13 protein-coding genes are annotated in these 17,191 nt (G+C 40.8%); 5 read left to right on the plus strand and 8 right to left on the minus strand.

Translation table 11 applies throughout. From position 1 onward, the window contains the following. Positions 1 to 383 precede the first annotated feature (383 nt). Both TW85_RS22025 and TW85_RS22030 read right to left on the minus strand, forming a co-directional pair. Positions 384 to 1,013, minus strand: a complete 630-nt coding sequence (locus TW85_RS22025; RefSeq protein WP_046019314.1) for a hypothetical protein — start codon at positions 1,011 to 1,013, stop codon at positions 384 to 386. A gap of 107 nt (positions 1,014 to 1,120) precedes the next feature. Then, positions 1,121 to 1,951 (minus strand): LysR family transcriptional regulator, encoded by an 831-nt coding sequence (locus TW85_RS22030; protein ID WP_046019315.1) that lies wholly within the window; start codon positions 1,949 to 1,951, stop codon positions 1,121 to 1,123. Positions 1,952 to 2,074: 123 nt separating this feature from the next. Between TW85_RS22030 and TW85_RS22035 the strand changes: the two genes are divergently transcribed. Next, positions 2,075 to 3,838 (plus strand): SulP family inorganic anion transporter, encoded by a 1,764-nt coding sequence (locus TW85_RS22035; RefSeq protein WP_046019316.1) that lies wholly within the window; start codon positions 2,075 to 2,077, stop codon positions 3,836 to 3,838. Between the two features lie 14 nt (positions 3,839 to 3,852). Here TW85_RS22035 and rluF read toward each other — a convergent pair whose 3' ends face one another. From rluF to TW85_RS22055, 4 genes are all read right to left on the minus strand, one after another. Then, positions 3,853 to 4,971 (minus strand): 23S rRNA pseudouridine(2604) synthase RluF, encoded by a 1,119-nt coding sequence (gene rluF, locus TW85_RS22040; RefSeq protein ID WP_046019317.1) that lies wholly within the window; start codon positions 4,969 to 4,971, stop codon positions 3,853 to 3,855. Between the two features lie 173 nt (positions 4,972 to 5,144). Next, positions 5,145 to 5,936, minus strand: coding sequence for a transporter substrate-binding domain-containing protein (locus TW85_RS22045; RefSeq protein ID WP_046019318.1), 792 nt, complete (start codon positions 5,934 to 5,936; stop codon positions 5,145 to 5,147). A gap of 255 nt (positions 5,937 to 6,191) precedes the next feature. Beyond that, on the minus strand, positions 6,192 to 7,892 hold the full coding sequence (locus tag TW85_RS25730) for a sensor domain-containing diguanylate cyclase (RefSeq protein WP_157197005.1): 1,701 nt from the start codon (positions 7,890 to 7,892) through the stop codon (positions 6,192 to 6,194). Between the two features lie 125 nt (positions 7,893 to 8,017). After that, positions 8,018 to 9,625 carry a methyl-accepting chemotaxis protein gene (locus TW85_RS22055; RefSeq protein WP_046019319.1) on the minus strand — a complete coding sequence of 536 codons (1,608 nt, stop codon included), beginning with the start codon at positions 9,623 to 9,625 and terminating at the stop codon, positions 8,018 to 8,020. 344 nt (positions 9,626 to 9,969) lie between these two features. Here TW85_RS22055 and TW85_RS22060 point away from each other — a divergent pair, with 344 nt between their 5' ends. Then, positions 9,970 to 11,679 (plus strand): diguanylate cyclase, encoded by a 1,710-nt coding sequence (locus tag TW85_RS22060; RefSeq protein ID WP_046019320.1) that lies wholly within the window; start codon positions 9,970 to 9,972, stop codon positions 11,677 to 11,679. Between the two features lie 58 nt (positions 11,680 to 11,737). On the opposite strand, the gene TW85_RS22065 is transcribed toward TW85_RS22060, so the two are convergent. Continuing rightward, positions 11,738 to 12,106, minus strand: a complete 369-nt coding sequence (locus tag TW85_RS22065) for a hypothetical protein (RefSeq protein WP_046019321.1) — start codon at positions 12,104 to 12,106, stop codon at positions 11,738 to 11,740. A gap of 166 nt (positions 12,107 to 12,272) precedes the next feature. After that, the gene (locus TW85_RS22070) at positions 12,273 to 13,451 is read right to left on the minus strand and encodes an acetyl-CoA C-acyltransferase (RefSeq protein WP_046019322.1); all 1,179 of its coding nucleotides are present in this window, start codon (positions 13,449 to 13,451) and stop codon (positions 12,273 to 12,275) included. A 272-nt stretch (positions 13,452 to 13,723) separates the two neighbouring features. On the opposite strand from TW85_RS22070, the gene TW85_RS22075 reads away from it, so the two are divergent. The 3 genes from TW85_RS22075 to TW85_RS22085 all read left to right on the plus strand — a co-directional run bounded on the left by TW85_RS22075 (position 13,724) and on the right by TW85_RS22085 (position 17,116). Continuing rightward, the gene (locus TW85_RS22075) at positions 13,724 to 14,182 is read left to right on the plus strand and encodes a MerR family DNA-binding transcriptional regulator (RefSeq protein WP_046019323.1); all 459 of its coding nucleotides are present in this window, start codon (positions 13,724 to 13,726) and stop codon (positions 14,180 to 14,182) included. A 47-nt stretch (positions 14,183 to 14,229) separates the two neighbouring features. Further along, entirely contained in the window at positions 14,230 to 15,396 is a 1,167-nt protein-coding gene (locus TW85_RS22080; RefSeq protein ID WP_046019324.1) for an isovaleryl-CoA dehydrogenase, read from the plus strand. Positions 15,397 to 15,508: 112 nt separating this feature from the next. Continuing rightward, positions 15,509 to 17,116 carry a carboxyl transferase domain-containing protein gene (locus TW85_RS22085; RefSeq protein ID WP_046019325.1) on the plus strand — a complete coding sequence of 536 codons (1,608 nt, stop codon included), beginning with the start codon at positions 15,509 to 15,511 and terminating at the stop codon, positions 17,114 to 17,116. Positions 17,117 to 17,191 lie beyond the last annotated feature (75 nt).

Genomic DNA, 17,191 nt, shown 5'->3' on the forward strand with positions numbered 1-17,191 from the left:
ATCAGCCATTCTAAAAGAGATCAAATACAACATCATCTGAATAACATTCACTTCGTTCTTTTTAACGTTTCATAGTTGAGATGCTAGAAATTCTCTTAACATAATAGCTAATTTTAAAGTGCTCATTGAAGACCTTCGTATTTAAGGCGACAGAGCTTCTCGCGATAACAATATGATAGGTTTATTAAGTCGAACGCCTGCCAATAGGCTAAACCTTAAGAAAGAAGCCGCTTACAAGCCGCTAACCCGATCGCCTTTGCAGTTAAGTATGTTCACAATACTCTGAATACTCTGCTAAGTAAGCTTCTGAACCAACGGCTGCTTTAAAGTGTTTCTCAAAAATTGGAGTGGGTGTCTGTTTTAAATTTGTTTTTAAATTGTGATTAGGTATTTAGTTTTGACTTAAGGTAATTACAAACAAAATAACGTTTTTCAGAACTGATTCCCCAACCAAAATTAAGTCTTTGCTTTCCTTCCAAAGCTAAGTATTTGGTTCGATGGAAGTCCCCTTCCTTAATATTATCAATCGAATTCCAATCAGCCTTTCTATTCCAGCCAATTGCGCCAATACCCATAAAAACACGCACTTTACCTTGCTCATAGCTAACTAGTGTTCGTCCAAATATACTCATTAGAGCTATTGTCACTAAACAAATACTACCGATGAGAAATGGCAAACCTACTAATGACTGCTCTAAAATAAACTCCCTATTTATTATTTGTGAGCCATAAATTCCTGATAAAGAAAACCCTGACCATACAAGTGTAAAAGGTACGATATATAGCGCCATAAAACTTCGATGTGAAGCTTGAACTGACCAAGTTTGCCCTTCACTTTCAACCTTCACCCCCTTTAAAACTTGGGTTGAATCAAATGATTTAGAGGGCAGTGAACTTAATATTGATGACAGAGATGTTAGACTTTCACAATTAATACAGAAAGCAGTATCTTTGGCAACATTGATATTTTCTGAACTTATTTTTCTTTTACATTGGTTACAGCTCACCTGCATCTTGCTAATTCCTTAATTACCCTGTCACTATACGAGATTTTAAGCTGATAAATTAATACATATAAAAGATTTTAAAAGCAAATACTTAGTCAGCTAATTCTCTTAAATTAAGTGCTTAAGAATGCCTCCAACAACCCCTTTAACTCATTATGCATTCTATAAGCCGCATAGGCTTTCATGTGAATAATGGGCGCCTCGTCGACTTTGAATAGCCTCCCTGCTTTTAAATGCTCTTGTACCAAGGTGTCGGGTAAGTAGGCTGCGCCGCCGTTGGCGAGTATGAGTTTTAAGGCAATACGGCCGCTGTTGGCGCGTACATTGGCAAGCTGACGCTGGGGAAAGGCGAGCTCGTGTTGAGTATTAAAAGGTGCGCCCCACTCGACTCTCACATAGGCTGCACCGAGTGCCTCTTCTAATGTTTGTTTAGGCTGGCTTGTGACTAAACTCATGGGGATGCTAGCCACTTCTTTGACGATAAGGCCTTTAATATTGGGCTGTTCGTAGACAAAGCCGATATCCACCAAGCCTTGATCCAGCTTTTCCACAACTCGAAGCGGTGTACTCTCCTCTAGCCTTAAAATAAGGTCAGGCTGGGTTTGATAAAGTCGATTTACCTTGTCTTGTAAGAAGCTATCCCAAAGCCCAGGAACACCTGCTATCACAAGACGCTTTTTCTCTGTTTCTCCAAGGGCCGTGTCTTCATAGGCTTGCTCCCAAGCATTGAGAATAAATCGTGCGTGACGCTCCATGCGCTCCCCTGCTGGTGTTAAACACACTTCATGGTGCTTACGCTCAAACAAGGCAACACCTAACAGGCTTTCAAGCTGTTTGATTCTAGCGCTTGTGGTCGAGGTGGAAATACAGAGCTTGTCTGACGCTTTAGCAAAGTTACGCGTGTGGGTCACTTCGATAAAGGTTTCTAATAATATGGTGTCCAAAAGTAGATCCTGTTTTTTTAGAGCTTAAGGCCAATATATATCGTTTTATCAAACCTTCAAAAGCTTTTATCATGCTCCCACTTTAAATTTTGTCCTCAATACCTTTAAAGGCGAGCCAATAACATGAGTCAGAAAAACCTAAAACATCACGCCTTTATTAATCGCTATTTACCTTTTTTGATTTGGGGAAAAAGTCTAAACAAAGAGTCTTTGATGGCTGACTTCATGGCAGGTCTAACAGGCGCGGTTGTTGTACTCCCTCAAGGGATAGCTTACGCCTTAATTGCAGGTTTACCGCCAGAATACGGCCTTTACACGGCGATTATTACGCCTATTATCGCTGCTCTTTTTGGCTCCTCTTTTCATCTTATTTCTGGCCCTACGGCGGCAATTTCTATCGTGGTCTTCAGTGTGGCGAACAATATCGCTAACAATTCGGCAATTGAATCCGGTGAGTTTATTGGCATTGTCCTCACTCTTACTTTGCTTACTGGCATCATTCAATATCTCTTTGGTTTGATGCGTTTGGGCAGTTTAGTGAACTTTATCTCTCACACTGTGATAGTGGGCTTTACGACAGGCGCCGCATTACTGATTGCCACCAGCCAATTTAAATATGTATTAGGGGTTGAGCTTGCATCAGATAATCACTTTTTTGCGTCTTGGTGGCAGCTCATCCAGCATCTACCTGAAACCAGTTTTTATACCTTAAGCATTGCCCTAGTCACACTCGTTAGCATCCAGCTAATTAAACACTTTAATCCTAAATTACCTGCCATGTTATTGGGCATGATAGTAGGTAGTTTGTTTACTTGGTTAATTAATGGCAAAGAGCATGGGGTGCCTTTAGTGGGCGAATTACCCAATATGATCCCTCAAATGAGTTTGCCTCCTCTATCGTTTGATTTGATGACAAGCCTCCTGCCAGGGGCCATGGCAGTGGCCATTTTGGGCTTGGTTGAAGCCTTGGCCATTGCCCGTGCAATCGGTGTTCGCTCAGGCCAACGCATTGAAGGCGATAAAGAGTTTATGGGCCAAGGCTTATCGAATATTATTGGTAGCTTCTTCGCATGTTATGCAGGCTCAGGCTCCTTTACTCGCTCTGGTGTCAATTACGACTCAGGGGCAAAAACGCCCATGGCAGCTATTTTTGCAGCCCTTTTGCTCATACTTATTTTGTTAACTATTCCTCAAATTACTGAGTATTTACCCTTACCAGTGATGGCTGCCGCCATTTTATTGATCGCTTTTAACTTGGTGGATATCACCAGTATTCGCCATATTCTGACTGATAAAGAAGAAAGCGCCATCTTGCTGGTGACCTTTATTTCTACCTTAACTATCGCCTTAGAGTTCGCCATTTATTTTGGTGTCATTCTCTCTTTGATTTTGTATTTACGCCGTACCAGTAAACCCAAAATCATAGAGCTTGCGCCTCGTTCGATTGAAGATAATCAAAACTTTCGTAATGTTGAGCGCTTTAACCTTAAGACCTGCCCTCAGATCAAAACAATACGATTAGATGGCTCTATCTACTTTGCTTCTGTCGATCACATTCAAGACACAATAAGCGCCTTAAAGCCTGAGAAAGGCGCTCATACACACTTTGTTCTAGTCTGCTCTGGGGTGAATTTTATCGATTTCGCTGGCAAGGAGATGTTAGTGAAAGAGATAGAACGTATTGAACGTTTGGGAGGAAGATTAGTCTTTTGTGGCTTTAAAAACACCTTGATGGATGATCTTAACGGGTCTGGGTATTTGGATTTAATGACGAGAGAGAATATCTATTCGGATACGAGCCAAGCTATTACCAGCCTTATGGCAGAGCTTGATCATAAAAGATGCGATATATGTACGAATCGCATCTTTTCAGTGTGCCCTAAATAACTGGGCAATACAGATTAGCGGCCTCTGTTTTTAGGAGCTTTGCCTGCGCCGCCTTTACCTTGGCCGCCTGGTTTGCCAGAGCTTGGCTTGCGACCCGCAGGTGCTGGACGACCTTTACTAGCACCGCTTCCTTTTTGAGAACCATGGGCTTTTTGAGAACCACCTTTACCGCCATCCCCAGAACGGGAGCGATTTAAAGGGGCTTTGCCTCGACCACCTTCATTCTTACCTTTGCCTTCGCTTGGGCGAGAACGGCCATCACTCTTACCTTTAGCTGCTGGTTTACCCGCTTGAGACTTTTCTTTACGGCTTTCAGCAGCTTGGGCTTTGCTTTTACTAAAGCTTTTTGAGTTAGATCTACCTTTACTCTTTGCTTTTGCAGGTGCTGGCTTTTTCTTGCTTGTATCTTCAGAAGACGAATGCTCAATCATTTTTGAGAGTTCGGTCATTTCTTTTTCAGTTAGGTCACGCCAATCGCCAACAGGCAGCCCTTTTAAGCTGATGTTCATAATGCGAACACGTTCTAACTTGGTCACCTGATAACCACAGAATTCACACATACGGCGGATTTGACGGTTTAAACCTTGTACTAAGAAAATACGGAACACATTCGGTGCTTCTTGTACCACCTTACATTTTTTGGTTTTCGTACCTAACATAGGTACACCATTTGCCATGGTATTAATTGCGTCTTCTGTTAAAGGCTTATCAACGGTAACCACATATTCTTTCTCGTGATTATTACCAGCACGTAAAATCTTATTTACCAGATCACCATTACTGGTCAAAAAGATAAGCCCTTGTGAGTCTTTATCTAAACGGCCAATAGGAAAGATTCGAGATGAGTGATTAACAAAATTCACCATGTTATCTGGTTCTTCCATCTCAGTTGTCGAGACGATACCAACAGGCTTATTTAACGCGATAAAGACAAGATCTTCTGCTTCTGGCGGTTCAATTTTAGCGCCATTAACACGAACCACATCACCTGGATTTACTTGGTCGCCCACTTCAGCTCGTTTTTTATTGATAAACACATTACCTTGTTCAATAAAGCGGTCTGCCTCACGGCGCGAGCACATACCACTTTCACTGATGTATTTATTTAAACGAGTTGAGGTTTTGAAATCCATGTTGGTCCTATCAAAGTGTTGGAGAGTCGATAATTAATATTAGGCTGGCTTAAGTGTACGGCTCGTTCATGATGAATGGCCAGTAATGAGGCAGCTAAACTAATGGCGCACACTTTATAAGAATGGCGGTAAGGTTGCCAGCAACTCACCCTGCTAATGGCAAAATATCTTAATTAATCTTGGTAGGCAGTATACAAAGCACTGGAATGCTCTTCTCTAATCAGCTTAATTTCATTCCAAATTTTTTGTGAAAGTGCTGGGTGTTCTGCAACAAATGATTTAGACAACATCAAATAATAAGGTTTAGAAACTAATGGTGGGCTGAGTTTTTCGATGGCGTTATAGTTTGCATTCTCAGTTTGGGTCGATAAAAAGCTATCTGCGGTAACCGTCTGCAAGGCAACCACCTTAATTCGCTTTGTACTTAGCATCAGTAAGTTGCTTTTCGTGCTGCTAGATTGCTCAACCCTGATGCCCTTCTTTTGCAGATCTCCCACAATAGAATAACCTAATGGCGCACCAACTAATTCTGTTTTGAGGTCTTGCCAATCTCCGCTCCAATTAATAGGCGACGACTTTAAGTGATAAAGTGAATAGGAAATACTGGTGATACGGCGGTCTGTATCGATAGGGCCTGCATGCTGAAAGTCTTTCGTTGGATACCAACCAAAATCTAACCTTTCGGGCTTGTAAGAAGCATTAAAAATACCATCTACTCGATTAGATTTTAGCGAATACAAGGCACGCTTCCATGGCATACGGATAAACTTAATCTCAAATTCTGGTACTCTTTCATCGAGAATTTGAAGCATTTCTACGGCGATACCAGGCTTGTTTGCAAGTACCTTGCTACCTTCACCTAAATAATAGGGAGGTTGCTGCTTATCTTCGTAAGCCAGAGTGATAGTAATAGCATGAAGGGATGATGTAAAAAATAAAAAAAGAGAAAAGCACACAAAGCGCATTGTCAGGCTCCTAGTTTTGCGTAGGTTTAACTTCTGACCTGTAGCACTATCACGTTCTTAAATACTTCCAAGTAAAACAACAAAAACACATAACCAAGTCGAATAATTAAAGGCTACTGATATTCTTTAGATTTATCAATAGACAAACCTCAAATATGAAAATTAAAGCATATTCTTTAGTCTAATTAGCTAGGGAGCCTACGATTAATACTTTCTCTGAAAAGACAGAGAAGCGATGACTTAATCGCAGGCTCCCTAGACAACAAACGCAGAAACCTGATTTCTCCCCTTTTCTTTAGCTATGTAAAGGGCATGATCAGCCTGTTTAAACAAAGCAACTTTATCAAGTTGTGAGCCTCTTAAGGTAGAGACACCGATACTAACCGTTACCTTAGGCACCACACTCGAATACAAATGCTCGATTGCCAAAGCTTCTACATTTGCTCGAACTTTTTCAGCCATAATCAGCGCACCATCGGCACCCGTTGCTGGCATGATGGCAACAAACTCTTCTCCACCATATCGAGCAACAAAATCTGTTGTACGAGTAAGTGATTTGGTAATTACTTGAGCGACCTCTTGCAACACGGTATCGCCAAAATCATGCCCATAGTTATCGTTATAAAGTTTGAAGCAATCAATATCTATCATGAGAAGCGATAAAGGCTCAGAGGTACGGCTAGCCATGGCAATCTCTCGGATTAATGTGCGGCTATATAAGCGCCTGTTTGCAATCTTAGTCAGGGAATCAAGCTCACTTAGTACCTTTAATTTATGATTCGCCTGCTCTAGCTGCTCTGTTCTACTTCTGACTGTTTTTTCTAGACTTTTTTTATGTCGTTTTAACACTTCCCTTTCTTTTTCTTTGAACCAAAGAGGTAAGAAGGCAAGCCCTGTGGTGAGCAAGATAATAACGCCAAGTACTAGAATAAAAATGAGACGAGTGACTCGATAGGTTTTTAACGCTTCTTCTTCGTCTATTTCAGTTGTTAAACCTATACCTAGTTTTTCATTCCATAACCAAGCCCCAAATACAGGTACACCTCTGTAGTCTCGATAGGATTCGTAATAAGGTGCGCGATTACCATCTAACGCCCTTTTCGCCATAAGAGTAAAAGGCCTTTCGTTCTTCGCTATGATGGTTTCTTCACCTTCTACTAAGTTAACTCCAGGGTCGGTAATGCGAATAGCTAACATGGCCATATTTTTTTCACCCAATAAACCCAGTAATTTTAAGTTTTGGGTAAAGCGACTTTTAGTAATGAGCAGACCTGTTTTATCAAATGCGTAGGTTTCACCTGTTCTACCTATACGGCCAAGCTCTGTAATTCTCGTAAAATGCACCATAGGGTTAAACCCAAGAATCAAAGCCGCAACAACAAACCCTTTTTCATCAAAGATAGGCGCACCAACAAATACAATGGGTGTTGTTGTTAATTGTGCTCCGTTTTCAGAGGTAACTGACGTAACTGGATACTCTATCGGAGAGATAAACACATCCTCTCCTTTAAACAGGCGTTTTAAACTTTCGTTTCGTGTATCAAAAATAGTGCTTTTTTGACCTATATGAGATTCATATTTGCTGGCACGTGTCGTGCCATTAAAGTCGACAATTAAGAAGGTTTGATCAGAATAATGCTGCATTTTAGTTTGCATTAGCATTTGCAGTTCATGATTTGCTTTAGCAATAGTTTGTGGATTGTCATCAGACAATAACTGCTTACTTAATTCAGTAACTCGGGTGTCATTGGAGATATCAACAAGGTCTTGAAGGTGGTTCTCAGCCCATCTCTGTAGGGCCTCTTGGGTAATTTCTAAAACAGTGAAGAGTGATTGATGAATAGTTTGCTTAGCTTGTTTTTCGACATAAATAACCGCCATAAAGATAGCGAAGCTAATCAAAATAATAAAAACAAAAGGCAATATTAAAGAGGAAAAATTTGAATTCTTAATCACATTCACTTCACTCTATTAACTAAAAAAAGAGCCGATGTGTTAGATCGACTCTATATTAGATTAGTGAAATATATTGAAAAAGTGAATAAAACTCACAAATTAAAGCAGACTCTAGGGAACCTGCTTTAATCTAATTTGAATGAACTTACCCTTTCATCAAGGTTACGGGCCAAGTTCAGTAGTTTCTCACTGGTTTCCTTACTACTATGCGCATCGCTTAAAGAACGGTCTGCATTATCACGAATATTTTCGACACTGAGATTAATCTCTTCTGCTGTGATGTTTTGCTGCTCGGTAGATTCAGCAATCTGCACATTAAGATTATTAATTTCCTTCATCTGGGCAGAAATGTCTTTTAACGACATAGCCACTTCTTGAACTTGAAGTGCTCTTTGATCAGCCTCTTCACAAGATGCACTCATAGCTACAACCGTGTCTCTCGCCTCTTGTTGCAATTTATCAATGGTTCGCTTTATCTCATCGGTTGAGTCATGGGTGCGAGTTGCTAGAGTTCTCACCTCATCAGCCACTACGGCAAAACCTCGACCGGTTTCACCTGCACGGGCAGCTTCTATTGCTGCGTTTAAAGCAAGTAGATTTGTTTGTTCTGCAATACTGCTGATTACCTCAAGCACATTACCCACTTCTAAGGTTTGATTTTGCAACTCTTCAACTTGATTCGCGGCACTACGTACATCATTAGCTAATTGGTTAATACTTAATTCGGTCTGAGCGGCAATCGCCATACTGGTTTCTGCCATCTGATTACTGGCATCAGATTTTTCTGAAGCTTCATGAGATGTATGTTTAACCGCTGAAGAAGAGCTCTCAAATTTACTGACTGCATCGGCAACCGACTCTGTACTCTGCTTTTGTAATTGGATAGATTTTTCTGTGGTATCAGATGCCGTATGAATTTGCTCTGCTGACTGGATAAGAATGTGGGAGGTTTCAGATACATTCGTAATATTGTTTTTAAAGCTCGACATCATGATATTGAAGTTATTCGCCAAACGGCCTAATTCGTCATTAGTATTATCACGAATCGACAAACTCAAATCATTATTCTGAGCAACCAAGCGCATGGTTTTACCCAGCACCTTAAGACGTTTGATGAATAAACGTTTGAAGAGTAAACCTAAGCCAACAAAAGCAACAAAGAAGATAGAGCTCAGCATTACTACACTGAAAATTGAGTTTTGATTGATGGCTTGATCCACTTCATCTAGAGAATAACTCACTTTGACTGCACCTAGAATGTCCCCTGTTTTAGCTTGGTGGCAACCTAGGCAGTTTGTGCCCTTGTAATTATCACTGGCAACAATCGGATTGATATAAGTGAGAACACGTTTATTGTCTTTGGTTTCGATAAAGAGGCTTTGTTTACCTTTCATTGCAGCAAGCTCTGCTGGAGTACTGGCCTTTTCATTTAGATTACCTGGCCCATAAAGTTTACTTACTTGTTCGCCACGAAAGATTTGCGCGGCTTCTATGTTCTTTTGGCTACGCATTTTGTCCGTTAAAATTTCACGGTTCGACATGGTGCCAGTAATCATGAGGGTATTGATCGAATCAAAATAATTATCCGCCAATAGTTTAATATTTGTTTCAATCGTCTGCTCTGCAAGCTTTTGCTGCTGATTGGAACCATTAATAATACTGGCAATTAAAACAAGAATACCTGTTATAGCGAGAAGCAGATAAATTTTATGTTGAATCGAGAGTGAACGCATTTCATTTTTCTCCAAGAACCGATTCTCAATACTAACTATAAAAATAATTTATTAGTTTGATCTCGATTAATAAAGGCTCACTTATTTTTTGAGAAATAACGAAAAAACACACTTAAATACCGAATATAAATTGATTGTCTGAAGCTTAATTTGTAATCTTATGAAATTGACTTCTCTATTCTTTAAGTCTAAAGCGCGACTTAATTTAAACTATTTTTTGTGTTTTTCTAAATCAAAAATTTTCTTGAAATCACACAACCTCATATTCATTAAATTAGTTAGTAATATTAATCACTTACTAAGTTTTAGATTTAACAGCATTTACTTTTGTGTACATTAATTTTATGGCAAACCCTAAACCTAAGAAAGTTACCAACTGCATCAGCATCCTCTCTTCCCTTTTCATTATTATCTTTGGTTTTACTCTATCGTTCAGTTTTTACTTTTACAGTCAAAACAGTGAAGAAGATCAATTAGAGCAACATTACGAGCAATACATACATGCGCAGAGCCTGAGAATTCAAGCCAAAATCCAACAATCCAACATGGTACTTCAATCATATTTTGGCTTTTTAGATAGCCAAGGACATGTAACGAGAGACGAATATCGTTTGTTTTCAGAAGTGATATTAAATGAGCACCCAGAGATTTTCGCCGTTCATTGGACTCCTCGTATTAAACATGCAGACAGAGCCGCAATTGAAGCGCAACTAGCAGCGCTTGATTTAGCACCACTGGGTATTTTTGACGTCAATCCAGATGCCAATGAATTAGAAAGAGCACCAAAACGAGAAGAGTACTTTCCGGTTATTTACGCCGAACCTTTAGAGATAAACCGTAAGGCGGTTGGCCTTGACCCCTTAGCGAGGCCATATAATACCGTCACTATTCGCGAAGCTGCTCGTCATGGAATGCAAGATACAACGCCACCTTTTCCTATCGTTCAGGACCCTGACGGCCCACTCTCTGTGGCACTTTATCACCCCATTTACAGCAAAAACAAAGCTCAAGACACTCCCGAACAGCGCTGGGATGCATTAAAAGGCTATATTATTTTAATGTTAAGGCCAGGGCTTTTATTAAAAGAATACCAAGCAGAATTTAGTAAAAAAGATATTCAAGTCCGCCTAATAGACACAACCAATGAAATACAGCTAAAAATTTATCCAAGAGCTGACAGCCCTGAAGATTTGGCAATTAGCAATTTAGCCGATCCAAAAATCATTCAGCATTCTTGGCAAGTTCCTGGCAGACAATGGACGCTAGAGTTCTACTCAGATACAGATAAAGTTATGGTACAAGGTTCATTCTTACCCCTAGCGCTACTAATAATCATGCTGTTACTTACCTTGGTTTTTGCTTCGTTTATTTTTAATGCATTTAGACAGTCAGAGAAATTAAAGCTAGCTAACCTTGCGCTTTTGGAAAGGCAAAAAGAGCTAGATGATCTTGCCTATTATGATCAATTAACCCATTTACCAAACCGCTCTTTGTTGAATGAGCACCTCAAGCGCATTTTAAGCTTAGAAGAAAGAGATAAGAGTTTTTCTGCCATTTGCGTAATGGACTTAGATGGCTTCAAAGAAATTAATGATGTTTATGGACATGATGCTGGCGACCAAGTATTAAAAGACGTTGCTGCCAGATTGTTAGATAACTTAAGAGACAGTGACGTTGCTGCGCGAGTTGGCGGTGATGAGTTTGTTTTTATCCTAACTGGTTTGCATTTAATTGAGCCAATTGATGAGATTATTACGCGCATCATAGACGAGATAAATCAGCCAATTTTACTAAACACAAACCAAGTTAATATCTCAGTAAGTGCCAGTATTGGTGTGTCACTATCCAAAACCCGTGATAATCAAAGCACGAAGACGAAGACAAACATCTCATCCAAACAGAGTAAGCTTCAAATGGCGCCTCAAGAAACCAGCCCAGAAGAGAAAGCCATATTAGACTCAAATATTCGTAAGGCATTATTAAAAGATGCAGATATCGCCATGTACCAAGCTAAAAAGCAAGGTAAAGGAAAGCATGTTTTATTTAGTTTATAGCTGGGTTTAAATACTGAAACCTTGATAAACAGTGAAGACACCTAAAAAAACAGCCTCTTTAATTAAATTCGCCAAGCAGCCAAGCTTGCGCGTCTTTTAAACTATGAAAATTGACGACTTGATATCCATTGGTAAAAGCAACCGCCTCAACAATCACGTTTTCCGAACAAGCGTGAGCTGTTACAGATGCTACCTTTGCATTTTCTAGTTCATCCTGACTTGCTAAATAAATGCCAAACTTCTCCTGCTCTTCTAGTGTCATTAAGTTCTCAAAATGGCTTAAATCAACAAGTAATTTAACCACCTCGCCTTCTTGCACTAGCTGGCATACCTGATCAACTGCCGCCACTCGTTGTTGAAAATCGACCGCATCATTAAATACCACTTTTATGATGTTATTTTCTTCTCTTGCCAGTGAAAATGCCATAGTAAGTCCTTTTATAACTATTGCTTTAACAAGTTTCTTTTAAGTCTAATCCTTATCTTATAAAAAGCTCGAAATTTTACAAAAAAAGCCTTATAAAACAATTTATAAGGCTTTTTCAATACGGACTAAATGGTCAGAAACTAAACAAGGTTAGCAGCGAATTAAGCTAAATTAGCTCAATCGCAACCGCTGCTGCTTCACCACCACCAATACACAAAGAAGCAACACCGCGCTTTTTGTTTTCTTGCTGTAGTGAGTACATCAAGGTAACCAAAATACGTGATCCACTTGAGCCAACAGGATGACCAAGTGCACAAGCACCACCTTTAATATTGACCTTAGCAGGATCAAGTTCCAGCTTTTGTTGAGCAAGCATGGTTACTACGGCGAAGGCTTCATTAATCTCGTATAAATCCACATCATCTTTTGACCATTGCGCTTTATCCAAAACCTTTTGAATGGCTGAAATCGGTGCGATAGTGAATTCAGCAGGTAATTGCGCGTGAGTAGAATGTGCCACAATACGCGCCAATGGCTTAAGGCCTTTTGCAATTGCCTCGCTCTCTTTCATCAAGATGATGGCAGATGCACCATCAGAAATTGAGCTCGAATTCGCGGCCGTTACTGTGCCCTCTTTTGCAAAAGCAGGCCTTAGCTTACGAATTTTTTCTGGACGAGCATTACCTGGCTGCTCATCTACTTCAATTAAAGTATCACCATGACGGCCTTTTACCGTCACAGGTGTTATCTCATCAGCAAAAGTGCCATTATTAATCGCTGTATTCGCTTTTTCTAAAGATGCTAATGCAAAGTCATCCATAGCTTCACGGGTAAGTTCGTACTTGTCAGCCGTTTTCTGAGCAAAGTTCCCCATTAGGCCGCCTTCATAGGCATCTTCAAGGCCGTCAACGAACATATGGTCTAGCACCTTACCATGACCCATACGTAAACCTTCACGTACTTTAGGTAAGATATAAGGAGACTGACTCATGTTTTCCATACCGCCAGCAACCATGATATTAGCACTACCTGCTAAGATTTGATCATGTGCAAACATCACGGCTTTCATTCCTGAACCACACATTTTGTTCACCGTGGTACAGCCTGTTGCTAATGGTAGGCCTGCATCTAAAGAGGCCTGTCGTGCAGGCGCTTGACCAAGGCCTGCGGGCAATACACAACCCATTAACACTTCATCAATCTGCTCTGGCTTTAGACCAGAACGCTCTAGCGCAGCTTTGATTGCAATCCCACCTAGTTCAGGCGCTTTAACACTGCTTAACTCTCCCTGTAAACCACCCATTGGGGTTCTAGCAGCACCAACTAGCACAACATGATCAGTCATCTTTATTCTCCATTAATCGGCCTGTAAACCGATATTAAGTATTGATAATTCTGCGTTCTATTATTAGATAAATAGCATGACTTAACGTTAACGTAAAGCATGTTTCATTTTTTCCTTGTGATATCAGTTATCCGTTTATTTAGATCAAAACTTTCCTTGTCTATCTGCTGATTTTTGCTCGCTTTATAAGTGATCAAAATATTTACTTTACGTTAACGTCAACTTCATTTAGTCTTTAGATATATTAGAGAAATCCATTATGAGCAAACATTATGACCACACAGAAAAAGAGCTTCTCAATTAGCGAACTTGCCGCTGAGTTTGGTGTAACCACCCGCAGCATTCGTTTTTATGAAGATCAAGGTCTCATGAAGCCTGAGCGTAAAGGACAAACTCGCATTTATTACAGCCATGACAAGGTAAGACTAAAACTTATTTTGCGCGGCAAACGTCTTGGTTTTTCCCTGGCAGAATCCCGTGAACTGTTCGATTTATGGGATGAAACCCCAAGCGGTAGTGAAAGACAGCTAAATAAGATGTTAGAAACATTAAGTGCTAAACAGGCTCAACTTGAGCAACAAATGAAAGACATACAGATGGCCAAACAAGAATTGGACAATGCTGAAATGCGCTGCCGCTCCGCACTCAAGGAGCTAATGCAAGGTAAAGAAACTGGGCAAGGATCAGCACACAATACCGCTGACATGTTGACGTCTTCAAAAGAGATTTAAACAAATTAGGCCTAAAAACAAGAATCACCCTATAAAGGTAAACTGACATGATCTCTCAATACTCTGAACTGAATTTTGGACTTGGCGAAACCCTAGATATGTTACGCCAACAAGTGAATGCTTTTGCTGCAGCACAAATTGCACCTCGTGCTGAGCAAATTGACCAAGATAACCTCTTCCCCAATGATCTTTGGAAAAAATTTGGTGAAATGGGCCTACTAGGTATCACAGTCAGTGAAGAATTTGGGGGCGCAGACATGGGCTACCTTGCCCATGTGATTGCTATGGAAGAAATCAGCCGTGCATCAGCCTCTGTTGGTTTATCTTACGGTGCGCACTCAAACCTGTGTGTTAACCAGATTTATCGTAATGGTACTCAAAAGCAAAAAGAAACTTATCTTCCTAAGCTGGTTTCTGGTGAGCACATTGGCGCGTTAGCCATGTCTGAACCTAATGCCGGTTCTGATGTTGTCTCATTAAAGCTACACGCCCGCGATGAAGGCGATCATTATGTACTTAATGGCAACAAAATGTGGATCACTAACGGTCCTGATGCCAATGTTTATGTTATTTACGCCAAAACTGACTTACACGCTGGCTCTAAAGGCATAACGGCTTTCATTGTTGAACGTGATAGCGAAGGTTTCACTCAAGCTCAAAAGCTCGACAAACTAGGCATGCGCGGTTCAAACACCTGCGAATTGGTTTTCCAAGATTGCAAAGTGCCAAAAGAAAATATCTTAGGTGAGCTAAACGGTGGCGTTAAAGTACTCATGGGTGGCCTTGATTACGAGCGTCTTGTATTAGCAGGTGGACCACTTGGCATAATGCAAGCGGCGATGGATGTGGCTGTACCTTATATCCGTGACCGTCAGCAATTTGGTAAAGCCATTGGTGAATTCGAGCTAGTGCAAGGTAAAATTGCTGACATGTACACTCGTATGAATGCTGCTAAATCTTATGTTTACATGGTTGCCATGTCAGCAGACAGAGGTGAAACAACCCGTAAAGATGCCGCTGGTGTTATTCTTTATGCAGCAGAAATGGCCACTCAAATTGCCTTAGACGCGATTCAACTACTTGGCGGTAATGGCTATATCAACGAATACCCTACTGGCCGTTTATTGCGCGATGCCAAGCTTTATGAAATTGGTGCCGGCACCTCAGAAATTCGCCGCATGCTAATTGGCCGCGAACTTTTCATGAACAAATAACTTAGACCAATCATTCATTCCTATTAATCATTCTCATTAGTCAAGGCTCTTTATTTAAGGGCCTGCTTATTTAAAAAAGAGTTGATAGGACAAAAAGATTAAGGAGAGCTATATGCCTATATTGCAGTCTAAAGTTAATCCTCGTTCTGAAGAGTTTTTAGCGAAAGCCGATGCAATGGAAACAGCGGTATTAGATTTAAAATCTAAAATCGAACATATTTATCAAGGTGGTGGTAAATCTTATCAAGAACGCCATCTTGCAAGAGGTAAGTTACTAGTACGTCAACGTATCGATACGCTAATCGATGAAGACAGTGCCTTTCTAGAGTTAGGCCAATTAGCCGCTTATGGGGTTTATCAAGACGATATTCCAGCAGCAGGTGTTGTGGCAGGTGTTGGTCAAGTATCCGGCATCGAATGCATGATCATCGCCAATGATGCCACAGTTAAAGGCGGCACTTACTTCCCGCTTACGGTGAAAAAGCATTTAAGAGCACAAGAAATTGCTGAGCAAAACCACCTACCTTGCATTTACTTAGTGGACTCAGGTGGTGCGAACCTTCCTCAACAAGACGAAGTCTTCCCTGACCGTGATCACTTTGGGCGCATCTTCTACAATCAAGCGCGCATGTCTGCCAAAGGCATTGCACAAATTGCAGTGGTAATGGGTCTTTGTACGGCGGGTGGTGCATATGTACCTGCCATGGCGGACGAATCCATTATTGTACGTAACCAAGGTACTATCTTTTTAGCAGGACCACCTTTGGTTAAAGCAGCAACAGGTGAAGAAGTCAGTGCAGAAGATTTAGGTGGTGCAGATGTGCATTGTCGTACTTCTGGTGTGGCAGATCATTATGCCGAAAATGACGAGCACGCTCTGCAAATTGCGCGTCGTTGTATTTCTCACCTTAATCATAAAAAACAACCTCATGTAGATGTGCGTGAACCACAAGCACCTAAATACGATGCCAAAGAGATCTACGGCATAGTTGGTACAGATCTACGTAAGCCATTTGATGTAAGAGATGTGATAGCACGCACGGTCGATAACTCAGAATTTGATGAGTTTAAACAGCTTTATGGCACAACGTTAGTAACAGGTTTTGCTCATATTCATGGTTATCCTGTCGGCATAATCGCAAACAATGGCATTCTCTTTTCAGACTCTGCTCAAAAAGGCGCTCACTTCATTGAGCTTTGCTGTCAGCGCAATATTCCTTTGGTGTTTTTGCAAAATATCACAGGTTTCATGGTGGGCCAGAAATACGAAGCCGAGGGTATCGCTAAACATGGCGCAAAAATGGTAATGGCTGTTGCTTGTGCCAATGTCCCTAAAATCACCATATTAATCGGTGGTAGTTTTGGTGCGGGTAACTATGGCATGTGCGGACGTGCTTATAACCCAGACTTTTTATGGATGTGGCCTAACGCCAGAATTTCTGTCATGGGCGGCGAACAAGCTGCAGGTGTGATGGCAACGGTAACGAAAGATAAGCTTGCCCGTTCTGGCATGAACTGGAGCGAGGAAGAAGAAGCAGAATTCAAACAGCCAATTATTGACACTTACGAGCATCAAGGACACCCCTACTATGCTAGCGCTCGTCTTTGGGATGATGGTGTGATAGATCCGGCGCAAACACGTGATGTGATTGCCCTAAGTTTATCAGCGACCCTGAATCGACCAAAAGAAGAGACAAAATTTGGTGTCTTTAGAATGTAAGGATTTGGACAACCAAGTTTAACCCATTTGGCCCAATCTAGGCTTTACCAACATATTTGGGTAAAGCCATCCCTA

This window comes from Marinomonas sp. S3726 (assembly GCF_000967665.1).
In the GTDB taxonomy this organism is placed as follows: domain Bacteria; phylum Pseudomonadota; class Gammaproteobacteria; order Pseudomonadales; family Marinomonadaceae; genus Marinomonas.

Coding starts and splice junctions, on each gene's coding strand:
- TW85_RS22080 (WP_046019324.1), top strand. CDS start 14,230: ATGATCTCTCAATACTCTGAACTGAATTTTGGACTTGGCGAAACCCTA.
- TW85_RS22055 (WP_046019319.1), bottom strand. CDS start 9,625: ATGCGTTCACTCTCGATTCAACATAAAATTTATCTGCTTCTCGCTATA.
- TW85_RS22065 (WP_046019321.1), bottom strand. CDS start 12,106: ATGGCATTTTCACTGGCAAGAGAAGAAAATAACATCATAAAAGTGGTA.
- TW85_RS22070 (WP_046019322.1), bottom strand. CDS start 13,451: ATGACTGATCATGTTGTGCTAGTTGGTGCTGCTAGAACCCCAATGGGT.
- TW85_RS22045 (WP_046019318.1), bottom strand. CDS start 5,936: ATGCGCTTTGTGTGCTTTTCTCTTTTTTTATTTTTTACATCATCCCTT.
- TW85_RS22075 (WP_046019323.1), top strand. CDS start 13,724: ATGACCACACAGAAAAAGAGCTTCTCAATTAGCGAACTTGCCGCTGAG.
- rluF (WP_046019317.1), bottom strand. CDS start 4,971: ATGGATTTCAAAACCTCAACTCGTTTAAATAAATACATCAGTGAAAGT.
- TW85_RS22060 (WP_046019320.1), top strand. CDS start 9,970: ATGGCAAACCCTAAACCTAAGAAAGTTACCAACTGCATCAGCATCCTC.
- TW85_RS22025 (WP_046019314.1), bottom strand. CDS start 1,013: ATGCAGGTGAGCTGTAACCAATGTAAAAGAAAAATAAGTTCAGAAAAT.
- TW85_RS22035 (WP_046019316.1), top strand. CDS start 2,075: ATGAGTCAGAAAAACCTAAAACATCACGCCTTTATTAATCGCTATTTA.
- TW85_RS22085 (WP_046019325.1), top strand. CDS start 15,509: ATGCCTATATTGCAGTCTAAAGTTAATCCTCGTTCTGAAGAGTTTTTA.